Annotated in this window: 19 protein-coding genes; 3 read left to right on the forward strand and 16 right to left on the reverse strand. The window is 35.5% G+C overall.

Going from position 1 to position 21,739, the window contains the following annotated elements; all coding sequences use genetic code 11:
- Positions 1-7 precede the first annotated feature (7 nt).
- Complete coding sequence (locus B5P42_RS17125; RefSeq protein ID WP_113734753.1) at positions 8-1,255, reverse strand: cell wall-binding repeat-containing protein; 1,248 nt, start codon at positions 1,253-1,255, stop codon at positions 8-10.
- A 174-nt stretch (positions 1,256-1,429) separates the two neighbouring features.
- Between B5P42_RS17125 and B5P42_RS17130 the strand changes: the two genes are divergently transcribed.
- Together B5P42_RS17130 and B5P42_RS17135 are read left to right on the forward strand one after the other, a co-directional pair.
- Positions 1,430-2,107 carry a response regulator transcription factor gene (locus B5P42_RS17130; protein ID WP_113734754.1) on the forward strand — a complete coding sequence of 226 codons (678 nt, stop codon included), beginning with the start codon at positions 1,430-1,432 and terminating at the stop codon, positions 2,105-2,107.
- 11 nt (positions 2,108-2,118) lie between these two features.
- Positions 2,119-3,489, forward strand: a complete 1,371-nt coding sequence (locus B5P42_RS17135; RefSeq protein WP_107887579.1) for a sensor histidine kinase — start codon at positions 2,119-2,121, stop codon at positions 3,487-3,489.
- Between the two features lie 38 nt (positions 3,490-3,527).
- Here B5P42_RS17135 and B5P42_RS17140 read toward each other — a convergent pair whose 3' ends face one another.
- Positions 3,528-4,052, reverse strand: coding sequence for a dihydrofolate reductase family protein (locus B5P42_RS17140; protein WP_107887580.1), 525 nt, complete (start codon positions 4,050-4,052; stop codon positions 3,528-3,530).
- A 65-nt stretch (positions 4,053-4,117) separates the two neighbouring features.
- On the opposite strand from B5P42_RS17140, the gene B5P42_RS17145 reads away from it, so the two are divergent.
- Positions 4,118-5,113, forward strand: coding sequence for a helix-turn-helix transcriptional regulator (locus tag B5P42_RS17145; RefSeq protein ID WP_181458806.1), 996 nt, complete (start codon positions 4,118-4,120; stop codon positions 5,111-5,113).
- 41 nt (positions 5,114-5,154) lie between these two features.
- On the opposite strand, the gene B5P42_RS17150 is transcribed toward B5P42_RS17145, so the two are convergent.
- The 14 genes from B5P42_RS17150 to B5P42_RS17215 all read right to left on the reverse strand — a co-directional run bounded on the left by B5P42_RS17150 (position 5,155) and on the right by B5P42_RS17215 (position 21,434).
- Positions 5,155-6,579 carry a DUF4367 domain-containing protein gene (locus B5P42_RS17150; RefSeq protein WP_113734756.1) on the reverse strand — a complete coding sequence of 475 codons (1,425 nt, stop codon included), beginning with the start codon at positions 6,577-6,579 and terminating at the stop codon, positions 5,155-5,157.
- Positions 6,545-7,102, reverse strand: a complete 558-nt coding sequence (locus B5P42_RS17155) for an RNA polymerase sigma factor (protein WP_002090957.1) — start codon at positions 7,100-7,102, stop codon at positions 6,545-6,547. The genes B5P42_RS17150 and B5P42_RS17155 overlap by 35 nt, the downstream gene beginning before the upstream one ends.
- A gap of 179 nt (positions 7,103-7,281) precedes the next feature.
- On the reverse strand, positions 7,282-7,716 hold the full coding sequence (locus B5P42_RS17160; RefSeq protein ID WP_060751664.1) for an HIT family protein: 435 nt from the start codon (positions 7,714-7,716) through the stop codon (positions 7,282-7,284).
- A 62-nt stretch (positions 7,717-7,778) separates the two neighbouring features.
- Entirely contained in the window at positions 7,779-8,156 is a 378-nt protein-coding gene (locus B5P42_RS17165; protein WP_113734757.1) for an OsmC family protein, read from the reverse strand.
- On the reverse strand, positions 8,140-9,558 hold the full coding sequence (locus tag B5P42_RS17170; protein WP_002029755.1) for an amino acid permease: 1,419 nt from the start codon (positions 9,556-9,558) through the stop codon (positions 8,140-8,142). Before B5P42_RS17170 ends, B5P42_RS17165 begins: the two co-directional genes overlap by 17 nt.
- 204 nt (positions 9,559-9,762) lie before the next feature.
- Positions 9,763-10,407, reverse strand: a complete 645-nt coding sequence (locus tag B5P42_RS17175) for an amino acid ABC transporter permease (RefSeq protein ID WP_002188305.1) — start codon at positions 10,405-10,407, stop codon at positions 9,763-9,765.
- Complete coding sequence (locus B5P42_RS17180; RefSeq protein ID WP_002188304.1) at positions 10,408-11,064, reverse strand: amino acid ABC transporter permease; 657 nt, start codon at positions 11,062-11,064, stop codon at positions 10,408-10,410. It abuts the gene before it with no gap.
- Between the two features lie 62 nt (positions 11,065-11,126).
- Positions 11,127-11,957 carry a glutamine ABC transporter substrate-binding protein GlnH gene (glnH, locus tag B5P42_RS17185; RefSeq protein WP_113734758.1) on the reverse strand — a complete coding sequence of 277 codons (831 nt, stop codon included), beginning with the start codon at positions 11,955-11,957 and terminating at the stop codon, positions 11,127-11,129.
- A 12-nt stretch (positions 11,958-11,969) separates the two neighbouring features.
- Entirely contained in the window at positions 11,970-12,824 is an 855-nt protein-coding gene (locus B5P42_RS17190; RefSeq protein ID WP_309251503.1) for an amino acid ABC transporter ATP-binding protein, read from the reverse strand.
- A 10-nt stretch (positions 12,825-12,834) separates the two neighbouring features.
- Positions 12,835-14,295, reverse strand: coding sequence for an alanine/glycine:cation symporter family protein (locus B5P42_RS17195; protein ID WP_002029764.1), 1,461 nt, complete (start codon positions 14,293-14,295; stop codon positions 12,835-12,837).
- A gap of 159 nt (positions 14,296-14,454) precedes the next feature.
- A complete protein-coding gene (locus tag B5P42_RS17200) occupies positions 14,455-15,426 on the reverse strand; it encodes a phosphotransferase enzyme family protein (protein WP_113734759.1) in 972 nt (323 codons plus the stop codon).
- A 23-nt stretch (positions 15,427-15,449) separates the two neighbouring features.
- Positions 15,450-16,136 (reverse strand): CPBP family intramembrane glutamic endopeptidase, encoded by a 687-nt coding sequence (locus tag B5P42_RS17205; RefSeq protein ID WP_113734760.1) that lies wholly within the window; start codon positions 16,134-16,136, stop codon positions 15,450-15,452.
- Positions 16,137-16,334: 198 nt separating this feature from the next.
- A complete protein-coding gene (locus B5P42_RS17210) occupies positions 16,335-16,934 on the reverse strand; it encodes a TasA family protein (protein ID WP_113734761.1) in 600 nt (199 codons plus the stop codon).
- A 258-nt stretch (positions 16,935-17,192) separates the two neighbouring features.
- On the reverse strand, positions 17,193-21,434 hold the full coding sequence (locus B5P42_RS17215) for a S8 family serine peptidase (protein ID WP_113734762.1): 4,242 nt from the start codon (positions 21,432-21,434) through the stop codon (positions 17,193-17,195).
- Positions 21,435-21,739: the final 305 nt, after the last annotated feature.

Below are 21,739 nucleotides of genomic sequence, written 5' to 3' on the forward strand. Positions count from 1 at the left end.
CATTTCATTAATGTCCACCGTGACCTTGACCACTTTCCTGAACAATTTCTAACCTCTCATCCAATATACCTTGTGTTTCAAATGAAATATCACTACTACTTCCTAATAGGAAACCATGGTTATACGGTCCAAGTGTTGGATCATCTTTAAACTTCGGCTGAATAGTAGCAAGGAAGTCATACACTGGTTGTTTTGCTTTTCCTTCCTCAAGCAAAACAACAGGGGCATGTTTACCCATATGTGAAAACGGTGCTCCCGCAATTGCTAAGTCTGGTGTTTTGCTTGAAACAAATGACAAACCGTGACCTGGTTTTGTGAGTCCCCAGCCAAATTTCGTTTTTTCATCTTTAAATTTCGCAAATGCAACCGAATTTTCTGTTGGAGTCTCCCCACTAATACGCGTTACTTTCCCGTATTTACTTAACTCTTTTTCTACTTTTTTCGAAACGATTTTTTCTGGTCCTAACACATATATATTCGCTTTATCTTTTCTCGTCTTTAATGCCTCTACTGTCGCTTCTGGCACTTTATTTTTTTCAGTATATAGAAGAGGTTCTGGCATATGAGAAATCCAATTTACAGCTGGTATTGTATATAAACGTCCTTCTTCTTCAGACGAACCGATAATAACGCTATTTGGATAATTTCCTGTTATATCGGCATATTCTTTATCAACATCTTTAGCAAATTTAGCTGGGTCCGTTTCTTTTATTTGCTTTACTTTATATTCTTTTAATTGCTCTAGGCTAGATGCACCTACATCCCCCATCACCATAATTTGCGTTCCATCTTTCGTTCCGAGCGGATTTAATCGTTTTATTTCTTTTAACGTCATTTCGGGTACCTTTTCTTTTTCTATAAATAAAATCGGTCCGTTATTCGGGTGATGAATAAGATCCGCACTTGCAATACCTAATTGCCACTCGTTCACTGGCACTAAAATAATAGCGCCTGGCTGATTCTCTTTATGCGTTGCTGGCCATATCGTTTGCGAAGTTAATACTGCCATTTGCAGAGGATCATTTGTATTTAATCTCGTTACATTTTTTAAACTTGTCGTTAATAAATCATTCGATGCACCTTGATTCATTTCTTTCGGCGCAGTTACCTCCTGATTCATTTTCATTTCCTTTTGCTCTGTTTTCTTCTCTTCTGTAGATTCATGATTTTTATGATCTGTACTCGTTTGTCCGCATGCCGCAAGACCGACTGCTGCAATTATTGTTATCCCCAAAATTCGGATCATCTTTTTCACTATATCGCCTCCGTATTATTCGTTTTCGAGCCAATATTATTACCTAAAATGGAATTTCAACTTTACAATAACAAGCAATTCTGAAGAAATTATGCAGATGCATTATAATCTGCACCATTTCTTCATGATTTTGACTTACAATTTAAGTAATAACTACAAATGCGGAGGTACTCTATGATCGATATACTACTCGTAGATGATGAACCGAGAATGCTTGAATTATTAACGCTTTATCTTACTCCAATCGGATATAACTGCGTATGTGCAGTATCCGGAGAAGAAGCTATTTCACATATAGAAAATCGAAACTTCAAATTTGTTTTACTCGATATTATGATGCCAAAGATGGATGGGTGGGAAACTTGCAAAAGAATTCGATCATTTAGTAACGTTCCTATCATTATGGTAACTGCTCGTGATCAAACGGTAGATGTCGTTCAAGGGTTAAAACTTGGAGCAGATGATTACGTGACGAAACCATTCCACGAAGAGGAGCTCTTCGCAAGAATTGAAGCTGTTTTACGCCGAACCAATCAACATGCACAAATCCAATATCACGGCATTTTATGGGATGAGGCCAAGCATTTCATTTCTGTCGATAATGAAGAACTTCTTCTCACCCCAATCGAATTCTCTTTACTCGGATTATTTTTACGTCATGTGAACTACGTATTAAGCCGTGATCAGCTCATTGAACGAATTTGGGGATTAAATACAAATACAGAAGATAGAACAGTCGATTCACATATTCGTAATTTACGTGATAAATTACGAAAAGTAAATTTCCCCATTGATCACCATTTAAAAACTGTTTATGGAGTAGGATATCGATGGATTGATATTGAAAACTAAGGAGCAAAACGATGAAGCGAATTTCTATTCAACTCGGATTTTATTTTCTAATTGTTACACTTTTAATCGAAAGTGTTCTATTTGTCTTGCTCTATTATAGCCTTGTAAACAATAGAGTGAATGAAGAAATGACTGCTTTATTAAAGCGTGGAAATAGTCACCGAGATGTCCTTGAAAAATATTTTGACAGGCAAACAATCTCCCATGTTGCTTTAATGGAATCCGAAGCTGAAACAACTGTTATTATTACAAATGCAAATAAGGAAATACTAGCTAAATCCAATGAAATAAATACTACTATAAAAAAACATATTGAAGGAATGCAAACACGAACAGATCATGATGGAGCAATTATAGAGAATCATTGGAAAACATCTAATTATATATGTACAGTTAGCCCAATTGTAGTGGCAGGAAAAACGGAAGGCTATGTATATATGTTTCTCGGGACGGAATCAATCGAAGAAATGGTTAACGGGCTCACACGGCAATTCATTATCGCTGGAGTCATTACTTTCCTATTAACAGCCATCACCATTTTTCTATTATCACGTTTGTTAACAAAACCATTGTTACACATGAAACAAGCGACTGAAAAAATGAGTAAGGGCGATTTATCCGTTTCATTAACAACTACTCGAAATGACGAAATTGGTGAACTAGCACAATCTATCCAAACTCTCGCAAATGATTTACATTATATGAAAACGGAGCGAAGTGAATTTCTAGCAAGTGTTGCTCACGAATTACGAACACCATTAACGTACGTAAGAGGTTATGCTGACATTGCATCAAAAGAAAACACACCCCCAGAGCAACGTTTACGATACTTATCCATTATAAAAGACGAGTCTGATTATATTACAAACTTAGTCCAAGATTTATTTTCACTCGCTCAAATGGAAAAGCATAACTTTTTCATTCAAGTACAGGAAGTGCATTTACACACCTTCCTTACTCGCATCACTGAAAAAATAAATGTGATGTACGGAGAAAAACAAATTAAAGTTGTTTTCACATGTCCTTCCTCACTCTTAGTAAAGCTAGATGAGCAACGCTTTGAACAAGTTATGGCTAACATTTTAAATAACGCGTATAGACATTCAAAAGAACATTCTCATATAAATATTTCTGTTACAGAAGAACATAAACGTATTTCCATTACAATTGAAGATGAAGGCGAAGGTATTCCGCCTGAAGACCTCCCTCACATTTTCGATCGCTTTTACCGTGTTGATAAAGCGCGCTCTAGAGCTACAGGAGGCACTGGTTTAGGGCTCTCCATCGTAAAAGAAATCGTAGAACTACACGGCGGGAATATTACTGTCACAAGTGAAATTAATCACGGATCTTGCTTTACAATTTCATTGCCATCTATATAGAAACACGACTATCATCAATAGTCGTGTTTTCTTATCCTTTAGGACTTTACTTTATAATATAAATTTACGAATTGGCCAAAACGTTTCGTATCCGTTAAAGTTAAATGAATTTCCGGGTTCTTTTCTTTAAATAACGGAACTCCAGAACCTAATATGTGAGGTGTAATCGTAACAACATATTCATCAATTAAATTATTCTTAAAGAACTCTCTCAGTAGACTCCCTCCACCGACCATCCATATTTTGGATCCTCCCTGCTCTTTCAACCTTTTTGTAAACTCTAATACATCTTCATTTACAAACTCTACATGTTCGTTTGAACCTTTTTCTGAATTAGAAAAAACATAACATTTTTTATCTAGGTACGGGAATGTTTCCGTATGCTCTACCACATAATCGTACGTTCTCTTTCCCATAATTATCGTATCAATTGTTTCGTACATTTCTGTATAACCGTTGTCTCCCTCACCTTCTGTTTCCATTAACCACTCTAAATCATCATCTTCTTTCGCGATAAATCCATCTAAGCTCGCTGCAATAAATAAAACAATTTCACGTGACATATCTTTTCCTCCTTACAGCTTCTATTGATAAAATCATCTTATAAGCACTATACTAACCATAAAACATGACAACTTATGTCATGTTAAAAAAGAAAAAGGTGATATCCTTGTCAAAAGCAAAACGTTTACTAGACATTCTTATATTTGCTTCTACGAAAAAAACATTTACAGCTCAAGAAATAGCTGATGAATTTAATATTTCCGTTCGTACGGTCCATAGATATATTTTAGATTTAAGTGATATGGGATTACCCATTTACGCTGAACAAGGTCGTAACGGAGGATATAAAGTATTAACGAATAAAGTCATTCCCCCTATTTTATTTACCGAAGAAGAAGCAGTATCCATCTTTTTTGCTTTTCAGTCTTTAAGCTACTACAGAGACTTGCCTTTTAACACAGAAATCAATTCCGTTACGCATAAACTGTATAGCTCCCTACAACATGATGCGAAAGCGAAAGTTGATAAAATACGATCTTATATCTCTTTTTGGAATCCGAAGAGAACAATTGATACACCTCTTTTAAACGAAGTATTAACCGCGGCTATTGAAAATAAAAATTTACACTTTCAATACGAATCTAAATCAGGGATAAAAATAAAATATGTTCATCCTATCGGTGTATATGCTCATGATGGGCTATGGTACTTACCATCCTATGACTTCAGCAGCAAAAAAATATTACTGTATCGCGTTGATCGTATTCTTTCTATATTATCAACAGAAGAAAATAAAGATACGTTCATGAATTTAGAAGAATGGTTTGCCTCTAGCTCTAACGTAGTGCATATTCCTACCCAGTTACATGTTTTATTAACGACTGAAGGCGTGCGCCAATGTAAAAGCGTTCCTTACCTTGAAGAATTCGTGGTAGTAAACGAAGACGGGACAGGTTATATACATTCAACAATTGATAAAGGTGAAATTAACTTTATTACCCCTTTATTTTATAGACTTGGAAAAGATGCACGAGTTTTAGAACCGAAAGAATTAATAGATGGTTTACGTATACGTGCGAAAGAAGTTTTAAATATGTATGAAGACGAAAAAAGCTGCTAAATATAAGCAGCTTTTTTCGTCCCGTTGTTCCGATTGTTTTATTATTGACGAATGTCAAAACACCAACGATTTTTCGAATTCATATTCTCAGTTCCACTAAAACCACTGTAACGGAAAGCATTAAGGAAAATTGAATCTAGTTTATCCTCATCCACAAAATAACCCAAGTTAACTTTCATCGTTTGGCCAGATCGGATACTGCCAATATTATAAAAGCTTTTTCCATCTCCATGAGGTTCTAGATAATCGACTTCGCCCGTCATAATATTTTTTTCCGCAATTCCATCTCTTTCAGCGTAATGCCATACATTACCTTTACCTTTAAGCACTTGTATGGATGGAGTCATATAGATTTCTTCTGTCGCCTGTTTACCTATATTTTTCACTGTTGTTGTCAGGTAGACAAATTTAGGATGAACTAATTTCGACTCTACTAATTTATCAATTGAATCTTTACCATTTCCAACTTTATATTCATCCCGTCTGTATGGTATCAATTGTCCCGCTTGATCCAAAGCCTGATTCTCACTTAATATTCCTAAGACAAGTTCATTAAAGTTCTCTTGTTTAAAATCTTTAATCGAATCAAAAACTTCAACTTTTTCTATCACATATTCAATTTGGCTGTCATCCATAGTTATCGTTACTGGAACCTTTTGCCCTATATGAAATAGTCGTTTGCTATCTTTTTTCAAAGGAATCACCTTAGTTTTTTTAGGTTCATCTGCTTGGCTAAAATACTTTTTATCATAATCTGCTATATGTGATGCCTTTTCTTTTGATGTGGGCTCAAGTGAAATGTTCCCTAACACATCCATCATTTGTTGTTCGTTTATATCTGATCCAATAAAACTTTCTAACATAATCCCTTCTTTCTCAAAAAAGAGAAAGACCTTCCTATCAAACATTACATTGTTGTTTCCAGTTTCTTTATGAACAATTACTGCTTTCCTGCCATTTATCTCTTTTTCTTCATAGCTTTTTGAATATAAAGTTTGAAAATCCGCATTTTCCCCCACTCTCCAAAGAGCGAATGAAAATCCACCCATTGCGTAGTTATCTTTAAATGAATATTTCATAGCAGAGTCATCGATTGCTTCCATATTTTCTGGTAATTTACCAACCTTCAACTTATACCACTTATCAATATTTTTCGATTCCTTATTCGTTACTGAAACATTTACTTCGTAATTTTGTTTTTGAACAATCATATTATAGACTTTTACTGCACCAAAAACGGTTGTCGGCATACCAATCAATAAGCAAGCAGCAGCGATTAACATACGATGTTTTTTACGCTTTTTCTGCGGTTGTCCATCTTTCAGCTTCATTTCCTCCATAAACAATTTCTTTTTGCGCGTATATGTATGTGAAAATTCATGTTGTTCATCCAGTTTATCAAAATCATCTAAAGCAATTTTTTCAGCAAGGTCATACATTTCTTTGGAGTTCTTTGAATTCGTCATTTTGTATACCTCCTATAATACTTTGTACTCGTTTTCGAGCGCGCTCAAATTGCTTGCGGACATTAGCCTCGGTTATCCCCATTACACTTGAAATTTCTTGATACGTTAAGTTATAGAAGACTTTGTACTTAAACACTTGTCTGTTAGATTCATTTAGCTCTTTTAGCAATGTATCAATCTGAACCTCAGACATTATACGTTTTTCCCACTCTTCAATATTTTCATCTACTACCTCTGTTGATTCTCGTTGATATTCTTCTAAAAATGTTTCATGTCGTTTATTTTTCCGGTAGCTATCAATCGCTTTGTTTTTCGCAATCCTCAAAATATACCGTTTAAGCTCTTGAGTGTTCAAACTATGGAGCTTTTCCAAATTCTTATAAAGTGTAATAAACGTCTCTTGAACCGCATCTTCAGCTTGCTGAATATTATTTAAAATAGAATAAGCTACATAATAAATTTTTTGCTCATACAACTCGTATAGCTCTTCCATCTTTTCGTAATCTTTGTTTGTAACTTTCATATAATTCCTCCTCTCATTCTATATAACGAATGAGCGATATACTTTGTGACACTGCAGAATTCTTTAATAGATAAAATTGAATAACAGAATAAAGAAAAGCCCAATTTCTCTATTTTAACTGAGAAATTGGGCTTTTTAATATTAGAATTTTCCTGACTGTCCCCTTAAGAAAACCCCTCTTACGCCTTTTCGCTATGTATTATTTTCTCTATTGCTTCTTTTAATAAATTCTTTGTCTCTTCAAAGTTATGATTCTGCTGTTCTCCTGGCTGCACCGTATAAAACTCAGCAAACGAACGCTCTTTATATCTCGGCACAACATGCATGTGATAATGAGTTAACTCGTTAAAGATTCCACCATTTTGACAAATTGTAATTCCATCTGGTTTATACAGTAATTTAATAGCCTTTGAAATAAGCTTAGAAGCATCCATAATCGCTTTTGCTACACAATCATCTAATTCGTCCACTTCTACAACATGCTGCTTTGGAACGATTAAAGTATGCCCTGTATAGAAAGGCGCATGATCTAAAAAACAAGTTACATAATCATCTTCATACACTTTATATATAATTTCTTCTTCATTTGCTAATTTACAACCTAAACATTCCATCACACTTTCCCCTCTCTCTAAAACATAAAAACGTGAGAGCTATATTCTCACGCTTTTATATTTCACTTTATTAGTTCAATTGTTTCCGTAACTTTTATACTATCTTTTACCGATTGAACAATCGTGCAATTTTTCACTGCAAGTTGTAGCGCCTTGTCCAATTGCTCTTCTGTAATGTTTCGCGCTTTAATTTTATAGTGCAAATGAACACTTTCAACTGGTTTTGATAAAGCTTCACTTCTACCAATTTCAGTTTCAATTGTAAACGTATCGTATGTAATACGTTTCTTTTCTAAAATTGTTTGAAAGACAATTGCACTACATCCTGCGATAGAAGAAACGAGTAATTGTAACGGTGAATACCCATTTTCTTTTCCAATCGCTAATGGACCATACGATAAATCTGCCTCTATATCATCATGCTTAATTTTTATTTTCATACTTCGCTTCCATCTCCACTTTCATCGGCTTCTTCCGTTTCTTACTCATATAATAATATATATAGCAGAAAATGATAAATGGAATACCACAATATAACGCCATTCGTTGTTCTGGAATAAACGCTAAACTAATAACAACGATGCTATTTGTAATTAAAGCTAAAATTGGAACAAGCGGGTATAGTGGTGTTCTATACTTTAAGTCCTCTAATTTTCCTCCGCCTTTTAAATACTGACTTCTAAAGCGAAGTTGTGATAAAGCAATAATGATCCAACTTGAAACAGCCGATAAACCAGCTATAGATAATAAATACATATATACTGTATCTTCTGCAAGGAAACTTGTTAATAAAGATAACGCCGCTACAGCAATCGTTACGACTAACGCTGTAATCGGAATACCACGTTTATTTACTTTCTTGAAAGAAGTTGGTGCCATTCCTTCATTTGCAAGTGACCATAGTATACGCGTTGCTGCATATAACCCTGAGTTCGCTACAGATAGAAGAGCTGTAATAATAACGAAGTTCATAATATCAGCTGCATATGGAATACCGATTTTATCAAATACAACTACGAATGGGCTTTCAATTATCCCTGCTTCTTTCCAAGAAATTAACCCTACTAAAATTGTCATTGTTAAAATGAAGAATAACATAATGCGCCATACTGTATTACGAATCGCACGTGGAATTGTTTTTTCAGGATTCTGACTCTCTCCTGCTGCAATCCCGATTAACTCTGTTCCTTGGAAGGAAAAGTTAACTGTAATCATCGTAAGAAGCACTGCAGCTAGTCCATTTGGGAATAGCCCACCATCACTTACAAAGTTAGAGAAAAGAGGCGCTGCTTCTTTTCCATCGTATGGTAAGAATCCTAGTAATGCGCTACCACCAAGTAAAATGAATGCAATAATTGTAACTACTTTAATACTAGAGAACCAAAACTCTAATTCAGCATAACTCTTCGCTGATATTGCATTTGAAGCATATAAAATAACTCCGAATACGAGACACCATACCCAAACATCAACATTCGGAAACCATCTTTTCATCATTAAACCGATCGATGTTAATTCTAATCCTACTGTTACTGCCCATCCAATCCAGTATAGCCAACCGATCATAAATCCAGTTCCTGGTCCAATAAACTTCGTCGCATACTTTTGGAAAGATCCTGAAACTGGCATTGCTACCGTTAGCTCTCCAAGACAAAGCATTGTTAAATACATAATAAATCCGCCCACTAAATATGAAAGGATGGCTCCCCCTGGTCCAGCCTGATTAATGGTGTAACCTGAACCTAGAAAAAAACCAGTTCCGATTACACCACCTAGTGCGATCATAAATAAATGTCTACTCTTCATCGTACGATGTAATTGCTCATTCGTTGTTTGCTGCATCTTAATCCTCCCCCTACAAGTACCCCTATCTCTTTTTAAAATTTTCTGATAATAAAAATATACACGAAAGCGATTACAATTTCTATATAAAATTAAAACTTTTCTGATAAAACAATATAAAAAATCGAATTATCGCGAGATTCAGATTATAATTAAAGGAAAATAAGGATAAACAAGGAAAAACCTTTACATATATTGTAAAGGTTAACGGATTTCTAATCTTCTCGATAAAATTGACAAACTATAATTTATGATAAAGTACATACAAGCTACTACTATAAACGTTGGAATCATATAATTCACATTCTGTCCGCTAATAATTTGAGCATTATGCATAAGCTCTGGCAGTGATATAACAACTGCTAATGATGTATCTTTCAGCAATGAAATAAACTGACTAACAAGCGGCGGGACCATTCTTCTTAATGCTTGTGGTAAAATAATGTGCCAAAGCGCTTGAACATACGTTAATCCTGAAGATCTTGCAGCCTCAATCTGTCCTTTTTCAATCGATAATAAACCACTTCGAACAATTTCAGATATCATTGCTGCTTCAAATATTGTTAAAGCAACAATTACAGCTGTTATAATTTCTAATTTCAAGCCTGCTTCTGGAAGTGCAAAATATGTGAAAAATATAATTAATAGTAGTGGTAAGTTTCGAATTACTTCAACGACAATTCCTAATATTTGTGAGACGACAGGTATTTTCATGTAGCGCAATATCCCTATTACACTACCAATAATAAAGCTAAGTACAATTGCTACGAGCGCTACCTCTAGCGTTATAAGTAATCCTTTTAATAAAAACAGAATATGATCTCCTGTAATTGCTCCCTTAAAATCCATTTACACCGCCTCCTTTGCTAAGCGTTTTTCTAAATAACGCACTAGCATACTGAGCGGAATTGTTAATATTAAATAAAACATCCCGACAAATATATAGACGTCGAACGTAACCAATGTCTTCGTTGAAATTAAGTCTCCTTGATACATTAAATCCGTACCAGCGATAATTCCGAGTATGGAAGAGTTTTTTACTAAATTGAGAAATTGATTTCCTAGAGGAGGGATTACGATTTTCATCGCTTGAGGTAAAACGACATGGTACATTGCTTGCGTATACGTCAATCCTGAGGAACGTGCTGCTTCCATCTGACCTTTCGCGACTGATAAAATACCAGCGCGAATAACTTCCGCAATAAACGCTGCCGTATATACGGTAAGCGTAACTGTTCCTGCTACAAACCCATTTAAAGTAATTCCTATTACAGGTAAAGCGAAATAAAATATAAATGCAATTAATACGAGTGGAATATTTCTTACAAACTCCACAAAAGCTGATCCTATCCAATTTAAAATACGAATCGGTGCAATACGCATTACAGCCAAAATTACTCCCAAGATAAAGCTTCCAATTAATGCAATTACACTAGACATCACTGTATATTTAAATCCTTCTACATACATATCAATATTATTCGTTAATATAGAAAAATCAGGCACATATTCTCCCCTCTTTCTTTACAAGAAGAGGATGAGTACTCTCATCCTCTCACTTTTACTATCTACTTCTCTGGTTTTTGTCCAATCCATTTCTCATACAATTTATCGTATTCCCCATTCGCTTTCATATCTTTTAGTAAGCTATTAATCTCTTTCGTCAAATCATCTGCACCTTTTTGCACTGCAATTCCGTACGGTTCATCCGTAAAAATTTTCCCTACAACTTCATAATTTGAATCTTGTTTTGCCATGCCGTAAAGAATTGCATTATCTGTCGTTAAAACATCGCCTTTCCCCGCTTTTAACGCCGTAAATGCCTCACTGTAATTTTCAAATTCTAATACAGTCGCTTCTGGTGACTTTTGACGAATATTATTTGTAGACGTTGAACCTTTTACAGCTAACACTTTCACACCCTTTTTCACATCATCAATACTTTTAATATCGCTCCCTTTTTTCACAAGTAACGATTGCCCCGCTTTAAAATATACATCTGAAAAATCCACTTCTTTTTTACGTTCTTCTGTAATTGTCATTGTTGCGATAATTGCATCAATATCACCGTTTTTCAATAGTGGAATACGCGTTTTAGATGTTACTTCTTTTAATTCTAGTTTCTTTTCATCTCCGAGAATTTTTTTCGCAAACGCCTTTGCAACATCAACATCGAATCCTTCTACTTGCCCTGTTGAAGGGTTTTTCAATCCGAATAAGTTCGTATCATTCTTCACTCCAACTACTAATTTCCCGCGCTTCTTAATTTGCTCCACAGCCCCGCCTTGCTTCGTATTCGTTTCTTTCGCCTCATCTTTTTTACTTCCGCACCCGGCAACGACAATTACGAATAAACATGAAAATACGATTAACGTAAACAACTTTTTCATTTTAAGCATGAAATTCCTCCTTTAATGGTTTAACACTCGGCTTAAAAATAGACGCGCTCTTTCTTGTTCAGGATTTGCAAAAAATTGTGATGGTGTTGTATCTTCGATAATCTGACCGTCATCCATAAATAAAATTCTATCTGCTACCTCACGTGCAAATCCCATCTCATGTGTGACGACGACCATCGTCATCCCTTCTTTAGCTAGCGTTTTCATAACATCAAGTACTTCCCCGATCATCTCTGGATCAAGAGCAGACGTAGGCTCATCGAATAGCATAATTTCCGGCTGCATTGCCAGTCCCCTAGCAATAGCTACCCTTTGCTGTTGACCTCCGGATAATTGATGAGGATATACACCTGCCTTCTCCGGGATTCCTACTTTCTCTAAATAAACCATCGCTGTTTTTTCTGCTTCTTCTTTTGAAGTTTTATTTACTTTAATTGGTGCTAGTGTAATATTTTGCAGAACTGTTTTATGTGGGTATAAGTAAAAATGCTGGAAGACCATACCAATATTTCGGCGTAATTCATTCATATCTGTTTTTTTATTGTGTACGTCTGTATTTTGTACGATTAATTCTCCATCGGTAATCGCCTCTAACTGATTTATACACCGAAGCAATGTACTTTTTCCTGATCCTGAAGGACCAACAACTACTACCACTTCACCTTTTTTCACTTGCATATTAATATTTTTCAAAACTTGGAAGTTACCATAATATTTATTTACATTACGAAACTCTATCACCATACTCCCCCCTCCCCTAAACAAAGCATGTACATTCTTTTTATATTCAAAAATAGGCAAAAAAATAACTTTCATCTTCATTTTGTCCATAAAAAAGAGCAAAGGGATTTCCCTTTGCTCCTTCATTTCTATTCTCTTAAGATACTTCTTCTTTCTTGTCTTTCCCGTATTCATGCTCCCAGAAATCAGCATTTTTAATTCCTAATTTCTGCGGATCGAACACTGGATCTTTTCCTTCTTTTTTCTGCTTTTCATAATCCTTTAATGCGATCAATGCCGGTTTTTGTAATAATAGAATCGCAATAATGTTAACCCATGCCATAATTCCTACACCAATATCTCCTAAAGCCCATGCTGTTTCTGCTGTTTTTACACAACCGTAGAATACAACTCCTAAGAATACAAACTTTAGTACGATAGACATCCAAGGACGGTCTTTATCACGATTTAAGTAGGCTATATTCGTTTCTGCAATGTAGTAATAAGCCATAATTGTTGTAAATGCGAAGAATAGTAAAGAGATTGCTACGAAACCGTTTCCAAATCCAGGGAAAACAGATTCTACTGCTGCCTGTGTATAACCAGGACCTGGCTGTGCACCATTTAATTTATTGACGATAAAGTTTTTTCCGCTTGCATCAAATACGTTATACATGCCTGTAATAATCATCATAAATGCTGTTGCTGAACAAACAAATAATGTATCAATGTAAACGGAAAATGCTTGTACTAACCCTTGTTTAGCTGGATGCGATACTTCAGCAGCTGCTGCTGCATGGGCCCCAGTTCCTTGCCCTGCTTCGTTTGAATAAATACCACGTTTTACACCCCAAGAAATTGCTAAACCGATAATCCCGCCAAAAGCTGCTTCTAATGCAAATGCACTTTTTAAAATTAACATGAAAGCGTCTGGTAATTTTTCAATATTCATACCTACAATTACACAAGCTACTAAAATATAGCCAAGCGCCATAAACGGTACTACAACTTGCGCTACGTTAACAATTCTCTTAACTCCACCAAAAATAATAAGTGCTAATGCCGCTACTAATACCGCCCCTGATACAGAAGTATTAATACCAAAAGCTGTTTCTAGACTTACAGCAATACTATTCGCTTGAACACCTGGAAGCAGCATTCCTGTTGCAAGAATTGTCGCTGCGACGAACACTAATGCGTACCATTTAACACCTAGTCCTTTTTCAATGTAATAAGCCGGACCACCGCGGAATTGCCCTTGATGCTTCGTCTTATATATTTGTGCAAGCGTCGATTCTACATATGCAGAACCAGCTCCTAGAAAGGCTACCGCCCACATCCAAAATACAGCGCCTGGACCACCAAAGGCAACAGCCGTTGCAACACCGGCAATATTTCCGGTTCCAACGCGCCCTGATAACGAAAGTGCTAACGCTTGGAACGAAGAAACACCCGCATCAGACTTTTCTCCCTTAAATGTAAGCTTCACCATTTCTCCTACATGTCTTACTTGTAAAAACCTCGTTCGAATGGAAAAATATAAGCCTACTCCTAAACATAAATAGACAAGTGCGGGACTCCAAACAATATTATTTATCCAACTTACGATAGCTTCCAACTTTCCCCCTCCTTCTTTATAAAGAATATTCAGAATATATATAAAATTATAAGTGTATACCGAATCTATAACAATATTATTTTAATAAAACAAACATATTTTTGTATAAAAAAACAAAGTATACATTTATTTTGTATACTTTGTTTCGATATGAATGTATTATATATTCACAATTGCTTCCTTCTTTATAATTCTTTCATAGAGTTGTTCCGCTAATTCTATGAAATGATTTGGCATATCTTTCCCTTTAAACTTCTTTTGAAGCGTACCGTATAAACCAATATCACGTAGACGCAAAAATAACGGTAACGATTCATACCAACTATCCGCCAGTCTGTGCTCATATTCATAACCTTTTCGTAACACTTGTAACTGTTTGCAAGCAAATTCTTTCCTCTCTTCTGTAGTCCACGGTGTAAATAGAACAGAGTAATAGAGAACCATTGCTAAATCATGTATAAAGTAATTATAAGCTGCGTCATCAAAATCAAAGATTGTTAGCCCTTTTCCATCATAATGAAAATTACCTGGATGAATATCGCCATGCATAAGGCCAAACGTTTCTCTTTCGATTGGAAGAGCCTTTATTTCATCCATTAATACAGTGGCAATCCCTTTCACCTTCTCATCTTCTAATCCATTAACAATGCCACTTTCATCCTCTTCCCACGTATCACGGTAGTCTGTTTTAGGATAATCCATTGTAAGGCGGTGCAGTTGTCCAATCGCTTTTCCCCACGCTTCAAAGTAAGCATCTCCCCAATAAGGCGATTCTTCTCCTTTTACTTGCTCACCTTGTGCATATGTAAATAAAGACGCGAAAAAGAAAGTGCCATCTTCCGCTCCAATTTCTTCTACAAGGTTTTGAGATATTGAATTACGAGGTCCCGCCACTTTTGCCCCATGCTCTGCAACATACCGTAAAAAATCTAGTTCGGCCTCTACCTCTTTTTTAGACCGATGAGAAGAATGGGTTAAGCGTAATACGTAATCTTCATTATTTTTATCCTTCGCCTTAAAAATATAATTTTCAAAATCACCAAGTGGCTTTTCTTCCACCGTTACATGATATGCCTTTGCTGCTCTTGCTAAAATCTCTTGTGTAAAAACACGTTCTACAGCTATTTCCATATGTATCCCTCCTATATCTCTTCTTAATTCGACATAAATGTGAGAAGTACTGCTATGAAGTTAAATAGTGCGTGGGCAATCATAGCCGATAAAATAGAATTTGTTTTCTCATATAACCACGCAAATGCTACTCCGCTTAAAAAATTCACCGGTAATGTGTTATATGTTGGAATATGAACAACTGTAAATATTATGGAACTTATAAGTATGCCGCCCCATATGCCATATCTCTCACGAAAAAACGTATAAAAAGCACCTCGATATAAAATCTCTTCGTAGATTGGAGATATAACCGCCGCTCCAATTACCGCGATACAAAATGCGTAGATTGATTTATTATTTTGGACCGTCTCCGTTTTACTATTTTCGAAAGAAATCCCCAGTTTCTCCATTATCATTAATACTCCAACACTCACTACAATCAAAGAAATAACCGCTACAAATGTCCACAATAAATCTTTCCATGAAAGCTTCCGAATTCCAATATCTTTCCACGACAGTTTATATCTTTTTATGCAAAAAAGATAAACTAAAAATGTAAATATCAATGCCATTATAAGTCCCATTAACACTCCAGCATATAATGAGTTCCCTATTATTTTTAAAGCATAATCATAAAAAAGAGATTCAACTGTTACTGGAACAATAATGAATACAAATCCAAATAAATATAAGATTTCTTCCCATCCCCACATATACCTCAAAGTCATCTATACCATCCCCTATATCCTATTTTCTTCAGTATAAAAGATGACGTAACGTAACTTTCAAGCTACTTTTTTCAAATAATTCAAGCGTAATTTTCTCGCAAAATAAAAAAAGGTTGATTCACTCAATCAACCTTTACACTATTAAAAATTCTATTCCTCAATTCCTCATCAATTCATTCTCATATATAACATTTATCTTTATTTCTCTTCACCTTTTGTCTGCATTGAATTGAAGGTCCAATTTAATTTTAATGAATCTCCTTGAAATACATTTTGTTCTTCATCGTTATCTACAAATGTGAACATTACGTAGAAAGTATCATCATCACCAGGAGCAAGTCCATTTCCTTCTCGGTCTACAACACCTTTTTGCACAAGATCAGGAATACTTCCATTTTGCGTAGCTACCTTTAATTCTGACAATGTAGTAGACCATATTGGAACCTCATTTTTATCCAAATTCCATAAGAAATCAACACGGATATGATCACCAAAATCAGCATTTCCATTATCTCCTTTAGCATCGATTACACTATAATCTGTAAGAAGTTTCACGTCTCCTATCGCTAAGGTTCCTTTGTTAACTAATTGAAAACCGCGCTCCATTTCATCACCTGGTTTAATATTGTCGACATTAATAACAACTTCAGGATTAACACTCAAATCTAAAGTACCCGCTGCGAACGTGTTTTGTGACACTTCTTTATCACTAAAATACGCATATGTGCCTCCACCAATTAAAGATAGACCAAGAGCTGCAGTTACAACACTCATACCAAGTTTTTTCTTAATACTCATTTCACAAGTCCCCCTATTTTTAAAGTTTAAACTACAAACCTTATTTCCATCCCACAAACAATAATAATTAAGCAACTACCTTGTCCCACAACGAAAGCGAACTAACTTTAAACTAGTTACTTCATGTACCCAAACGACTATTACTTTTAAAATAACCGGTAATGTTACCGTAAATCATTACCGGTTATTTGTTAGCCAATCTCATTTAATTTTATATTCATTGTCTTATTGCTTTATTTACTCTAGAAGTTTGTCCACTTATTTTTTTGGTTCTAAACCAATAGAGCGTAAGATTTTATCTAACGTCACTGGCCCTACATTTTCTTTCGGCTTCTGATTTTCTTTAGCATCTCGACCCTTTTTCAAGAAATTCTTCTCGATAAAACGAATATCTATTTCATTTACAACACCATCTTGATTGACATCTCCATCTTTTGCAGCCACTTTTCCTTTTTCATATGAAAGAGCTGCTATTCTAGCATCTTGAATATCCACCATTTTATCGCCGTTTACATCACCTGCAAGGTTGTCATCCATATCGGCTCTAAAGTTTTGTCCCACTAATTCTCCATCTTGCATTTTCCCTATTTTTGTAGTTAATTTACTATTTAAATGACCCGGCATTTCTACGAAAATATCATATTCTTTATCGCTTACAGGAACACTATGAATTTCAAATTGCCCATTATCATTAACCGTTCCTGTATATTTCTTTCCATCCTTGCCAACTGCGTACACTTTTGCTCCTAGTTTTGTGTAATCATTCTTACCTAAATACCCCTCTTCATTCAAGAAAGCTTCTGGACCAATATATCCTGTAACTGTTGAATGTTTCGAAACAATAGCAAAAGATTTATCTTTAAACACAGGAATCTCAGTACCTTCTGATGCACCAGCTTTTGTATAAGAGAACTTATTTGCTCCAAATGCAGTTAAATCATTAAAATATTCATCGCTCGTCATTTCGAATGTAACATCTAAAAATGGTGTATCTCCATCTAATCCTTTAAATTCTTTTCCTTCCAATGATGCGCCAACTTTCACCTTGTTTTCCCAAGTTCCTTCTGTATTTATAGCCGGATCTTCTAATGTCAAGTTTAATCCATGTTGTTTTGCATATTCCGTAAGCGCTGAATTTGGTTTCACATCTGTAAATTTAAATAGCTGCTTATCATAAGGGATTTCAAATGTACCTGCCGTAAGTTGTTTTACATTATTGAGATTTAAAGTTAACGTAATTTTTTCTCCTAATTTTATTTTATCTTTGTCATAACTTGGAACAGCGTATTCTGTCCCTTCTTTTACAAAGACATAATCTTTATATCCAGTTGCCATATTCCCTGCAGTTGCGAGGTCATATCCAAATAATTTTAAATTTAACGGTTCATTTATTTCTTCTGGAAGTACTCCAAATTTAAAGTCACCATTGGCCTGAATTGTATTCAGCCAACCTGATGGAAAGGCCGAGTTCTGATAATATACAATTTGATTAGCTTTTTGGTCATACTGCAGGCCTTTTGCCTTTAATGCATCCACTGTAGAATCATAGACATTACCATGCACCCATAATGCCCGCTGGCCATCTTCTTCTTTGAACATAGAATCATTTACTTCATGAATACCAGGTTGTACATCCTTAAATTTCATTTCAGGTATTACATTATCAATGATAATGCTGTCGCCTTTTGTATAAGCTTTTCCTTCTTTATCATATCCAACGAAGTTCAATTCGTAATCTCCATCAGGCAACATAACAGGTTTATCCCCAATTGGATGAGCTGGATCTCCTGTGAATGGAAGTACATACCCTCCCATACCAGAAAACATCATATATTCGACATTCGGTGTTAGACTACTTGCATTAAGTGTACCAATGACTCCTAATGCCTTCCCTGTCTTTCGATCCTTCACAACTGCATCAATGGTTTCAAGAGGACTATTTAATTTAAATACCAACGGCGAACTTGGTCTTTCCATAAATGGATGGAATTTAGATGCATCTGTTGCCATTGCGTCTCTCAGCAAATCTACAGATTCAATCCCTTTTTCTGTGAACTTCACTGCAAACGGCACTTGATATACTTCTTTTTCATTGTTTTTATTTGAAATATGAATATATCCCTCATATCTACCGAATTCAGCGTTTTCTGGAATGATAATTTCAGGGCTAATTTCCCCTGATGTACCAGGAGCCACTTTAATAGAATCTTGTACGTTTAGCTTCACACCATTCTTCGCTGCATCTTGCACACCTACACTTGTAGATGAAAACTCTACTTCTAAATTAAACTCTTTCCCATCTGTTTTACTGCTGTTCTTAATTAAGACTTTTCGACTATCTTTAATAGGCCCATTTTCAAGTTGATTTTTATACCCAAATGCAATAGAACCTGTTTTTTCTTCAATTTCTACTTCTTCATCATCTACAACGTTTGATGTTTTATCGATAACCTCGATAGATGTATCTGCATGAACTGCACGATATGCATCAATTCGTCCTGAGCCCACCTCAAATACAGAACGCTCTTCTTTTAAGTCAACTGCGGTATTCATAAGTGCTTCTTTTACTTCAAATGGACTATAGTTTGGATGTTCTTGCAAAATGAGTGCAGCTACCCCCGCAGTATGAGGAGTTGCCATAGATGTACCTGACATACGTCCATACGCTACCGGATAATTTTCTCCATCCTTTGAATCATTAATATATTCAGGAACAGTTGAGAAAATAGACACACCTGGTGCTACAATATCTGGCTTAATATCATCTGTTTTAGTTGCAGGACCACGGGAGCTGAAATCAGCTAAGTGATCTCCCTCTGTTTTTATATTACTAAGTTCTCCAAACGCTAAAGACACATCTCCTTGTGCAGCTTTTGCTTGTAATTTCTCACCATCTACTTTTGTTAAGCGGAACGATGGAATAGATGACGTACTTTCCCCGAGATAACTTGTAATTTCACCATCTACATTGTTGTATACAATTACCGCCTTTGCGCCTGCTTCCTTAGCATTTTTAATTTTTTCATCAAATGTAATCTCACCGCGTTGGATAAGAGCTAACTTCCCTTTAACATCTTTCCCTGTAAAATCATCTGATTTCCCAAGCCCTGCATATACAACCGATAAGGATTGACCTTTCAAATCTTCAATCTTATCAGTAAAGCTTTTTCCAAGTAGCATCATCTTATCCACATGTAAATCACCTGCATTGGCGGAAAACGTTGGGATAGTCATCGCAGCATCACTTGCTCCAACTGTAATCGGAAGTGCCGCTGCACTAGGTGATCCAAGGGTACCTTCTCCCGGACCACTATTACCTGCTGCTACTACTGTAACAACACCAGCTAACATCGCATTGTTCACTGCGACAGAAGTAGGATATAAAGGATCATTGATAGACGCACCTAGTGATAAATTGATAACATCCATATCGTCTTTCACTGCTTTATCAATCGCAGCAAGAATACCGCTTGTTTGTCCACTTCCATATGGACCTAATACACGATATGAATATAAGTCTACATCTGGGGCAACGCCCTTAACTGCATAATCCACATTATTCTTTTTGTCTGCAGCAATTGTTCCAGCTACATGAGTACCATGGGATGTATAATATGCACTTCCATCATAAATCTCAGGATATCCTCCAGAGTTTTGCCAATCCTTATACGTTGTCTCCATTGGATCAGCATCATTATTAACAAAGTCCCATCCTTTTATTGAGTTCGGATCTATTTTGCTTGGATCTTCACCTTGCTTTGCACGATATCCTTTATATGCATCTTTCAAATCCGGGTGGTTGTAATCAATACCTGTGTCCAGTACACCTACCTTAATTCCTTTACCTGTTATTTTTTCATCATGCAGCTTGTCCACACCAATTTGTGGTACACTATCAGCCATTTTTGGTTCGACAGCCGTTTTAGCTGTTTCTTTCGGTAAATCAATTTTGACCTCACTATCTTCCCATATGCGCTTAACAATACCAGTGCGAACTAAGTCTTCAATCATATTCGCAGGTAACGAAATTGCTACACCATTAAAAACATTCTTATATTCTCTTGTTATTTTGGCAGATTTAAAATTCGTCCCTTTATCTTTATTCTTTTGAAGCTGTTCAAACTCTGATTTAAATTCTTTATGAGATGCTTCTACCTTTTGTTCCGCAGTTGAAAGAGCTATTTTTTTCCCTTTAGCTGCTTGTTTTAACATCTCGATTTTGCTAGGTGCTTGCTTAAACTCTACAATCACATTCACATTATCAGGACTTGCTGTATTGATGCCTGGTGAAATAACAAAACCTTGTTTTGTATCTAACGTTTTTAAGGCATTACGTTGTTCCTTTGTAAGACCTTTCAATATAGCGTTTGCATCATCAATCCCAGTTAAAGTAGTTGTATTTACCTCTTCGGCCAATACGTTATATGGAACCCCTTGAGACAATAACATTCCAACTGTTAGCGTTCCAATAAGAATCTTTCCAAATTTCCCTCGTTTCATATTGCATCTCCCCATTACTAAAATTATTTTTCTAAACAAATTGATTCTTAAATTCCTATTTATCATTGAAAATTCTATTAATCTTAAACTTTTATTTTGTATCATTAAGAATTTCCAACACTACTACCATCCCCATATAGCTAATCAGTCCCTTTAATCTTTCTATAGAAGCCCCCCATAATTTATTTTCACTAAAAGATTTTCACAAAATGAATTATTAATAGGATTAAAATCTAATTCCATATTTATTATTACACGTTCTGATTTTTCTGAAAATTAATCAAAAGGAGTATCTTTTTTCTAAT

The organism is Bacillus sp. SRB_331, assembly GCF_003264175.1.
In the GTDB taxonomy this organism is placed as follows: domain Bacteria; phylum Bacillota; class Bacilli; order Bacillales; family Bacillaceae_G; genus Bacillus_A; species Bacillus_A mycoides.

Bases quoted from the DNA above. Each gene is read 5' to 3' on its own strand.
- B5P42_RS17175 (WP_002188305.1), bottom strand. From the start codon at position 10,407: ATGGATTTTAAGGGAGCAATTACAGGAGATCATATTCTGTTTTTATTA.
- B5P42_RS17190 (WP_309251503.1), bottom strand. From the start codon at position 12,824: ATGAAGGAGCAAAGGGAAATCCCTTTGCTCTTTTTTATGGACAAAATG.
- B5P42_RS17145 (WP_181458806.1), top strand. From the start codon at position 4,118: ATGACAACTTATGTCATGTTAAAAAAGAAAAAGGTGATATCCTTGTCA.
- B5P42_RS17210 (WP_113734761.1), bottom strand. From the start codon at position 16,934: ATGAGTATTAAGAAAAAACTTGGTATGAGTGTTGTAACTGCAGCTCTT.
- B5P42_RS17155 (WP_002090957.1), bottom strand. From the start codon at position 7,102: ATGAAAGTTACAAACAAAGATTACGAAAAGATGGAAGAGCTATACGAG.
- B5P42_RS17165 (WP_113734757.1), bottom strand. From the start codon at position 8,156: ATGAAAATAAAAATTAAGCATGATGATATAGAGGCAGATTTATCGTAT.
- B5P42_RS17215 (WP_113734762.1), bottom strand. From the start codon at position 21,434: ATGAAACGAGGGAAATTTGGAAAGATTCTTATTGGAACGCTAACAGTT.
- B5P42_RS17150 (WP_113734756.1), bottom strand. From the start codon at position 6,579: ATGACGAATTCAAAGAACTCCAAAGAAATGTATGACCTTGCTGAAAAA.
- B5P42_RS17160 (WP_060751664.1), bottom strand. From the start codon at position 7,716: ATGGAATGTTTAGGTTGTAAATTAGCAAATGAAGAAGAAATTATATAT.
- B5P42_RS17135 (WP_107887579.1), top strand. From the start codon at position 2,119: ATGAAGCGAATTTCTATTCAACTCGGATTTTATTTTCTAATTGTTACA.
- B5P42_RS17170 (WP_002029755.1), bottom strand. From the start codon at position 9,558: ATGCAGCAAACAACGAATGAGCAATTACATCGTACGATGAAGAGTAGA.
- B5P42_RS17205 (WP_113734760.1), bottom strand. From the start codon at position 16,136: ATGACTTTGAGGTATATGTGGGGATGGGAAGAAATCTTATATTTATTT.
- B5P42_RS17130 (WP_113734754.1), top strand. From the start codon at position 1,430: ATGATCGATATACTACTCGTAGATGATGAACCGAGAATGCTTGAATTA.
- B5P42_RS17140 (WP_107887580.1), bottom strand. From the start codon at position 4,052: ATGTCACGTGAAATTGTTTTATTTATTGCAGCGAGCTTAGATGGATTT.
- B5P42_RS17200 (WP_113734759.1), bottom strand. From the start codon at position 15,426: ATGGAAATAGCTGTAGAACGTGTTTTTACACAAGAGATTTTAGCAAGA.
- glnH (WP_113734758.1), bottom strand. From the start codon at position 11,957: ATGCTTAAAATGAAAAAGTTGTTTACGTTAATCGTATTTTCATGTTTA.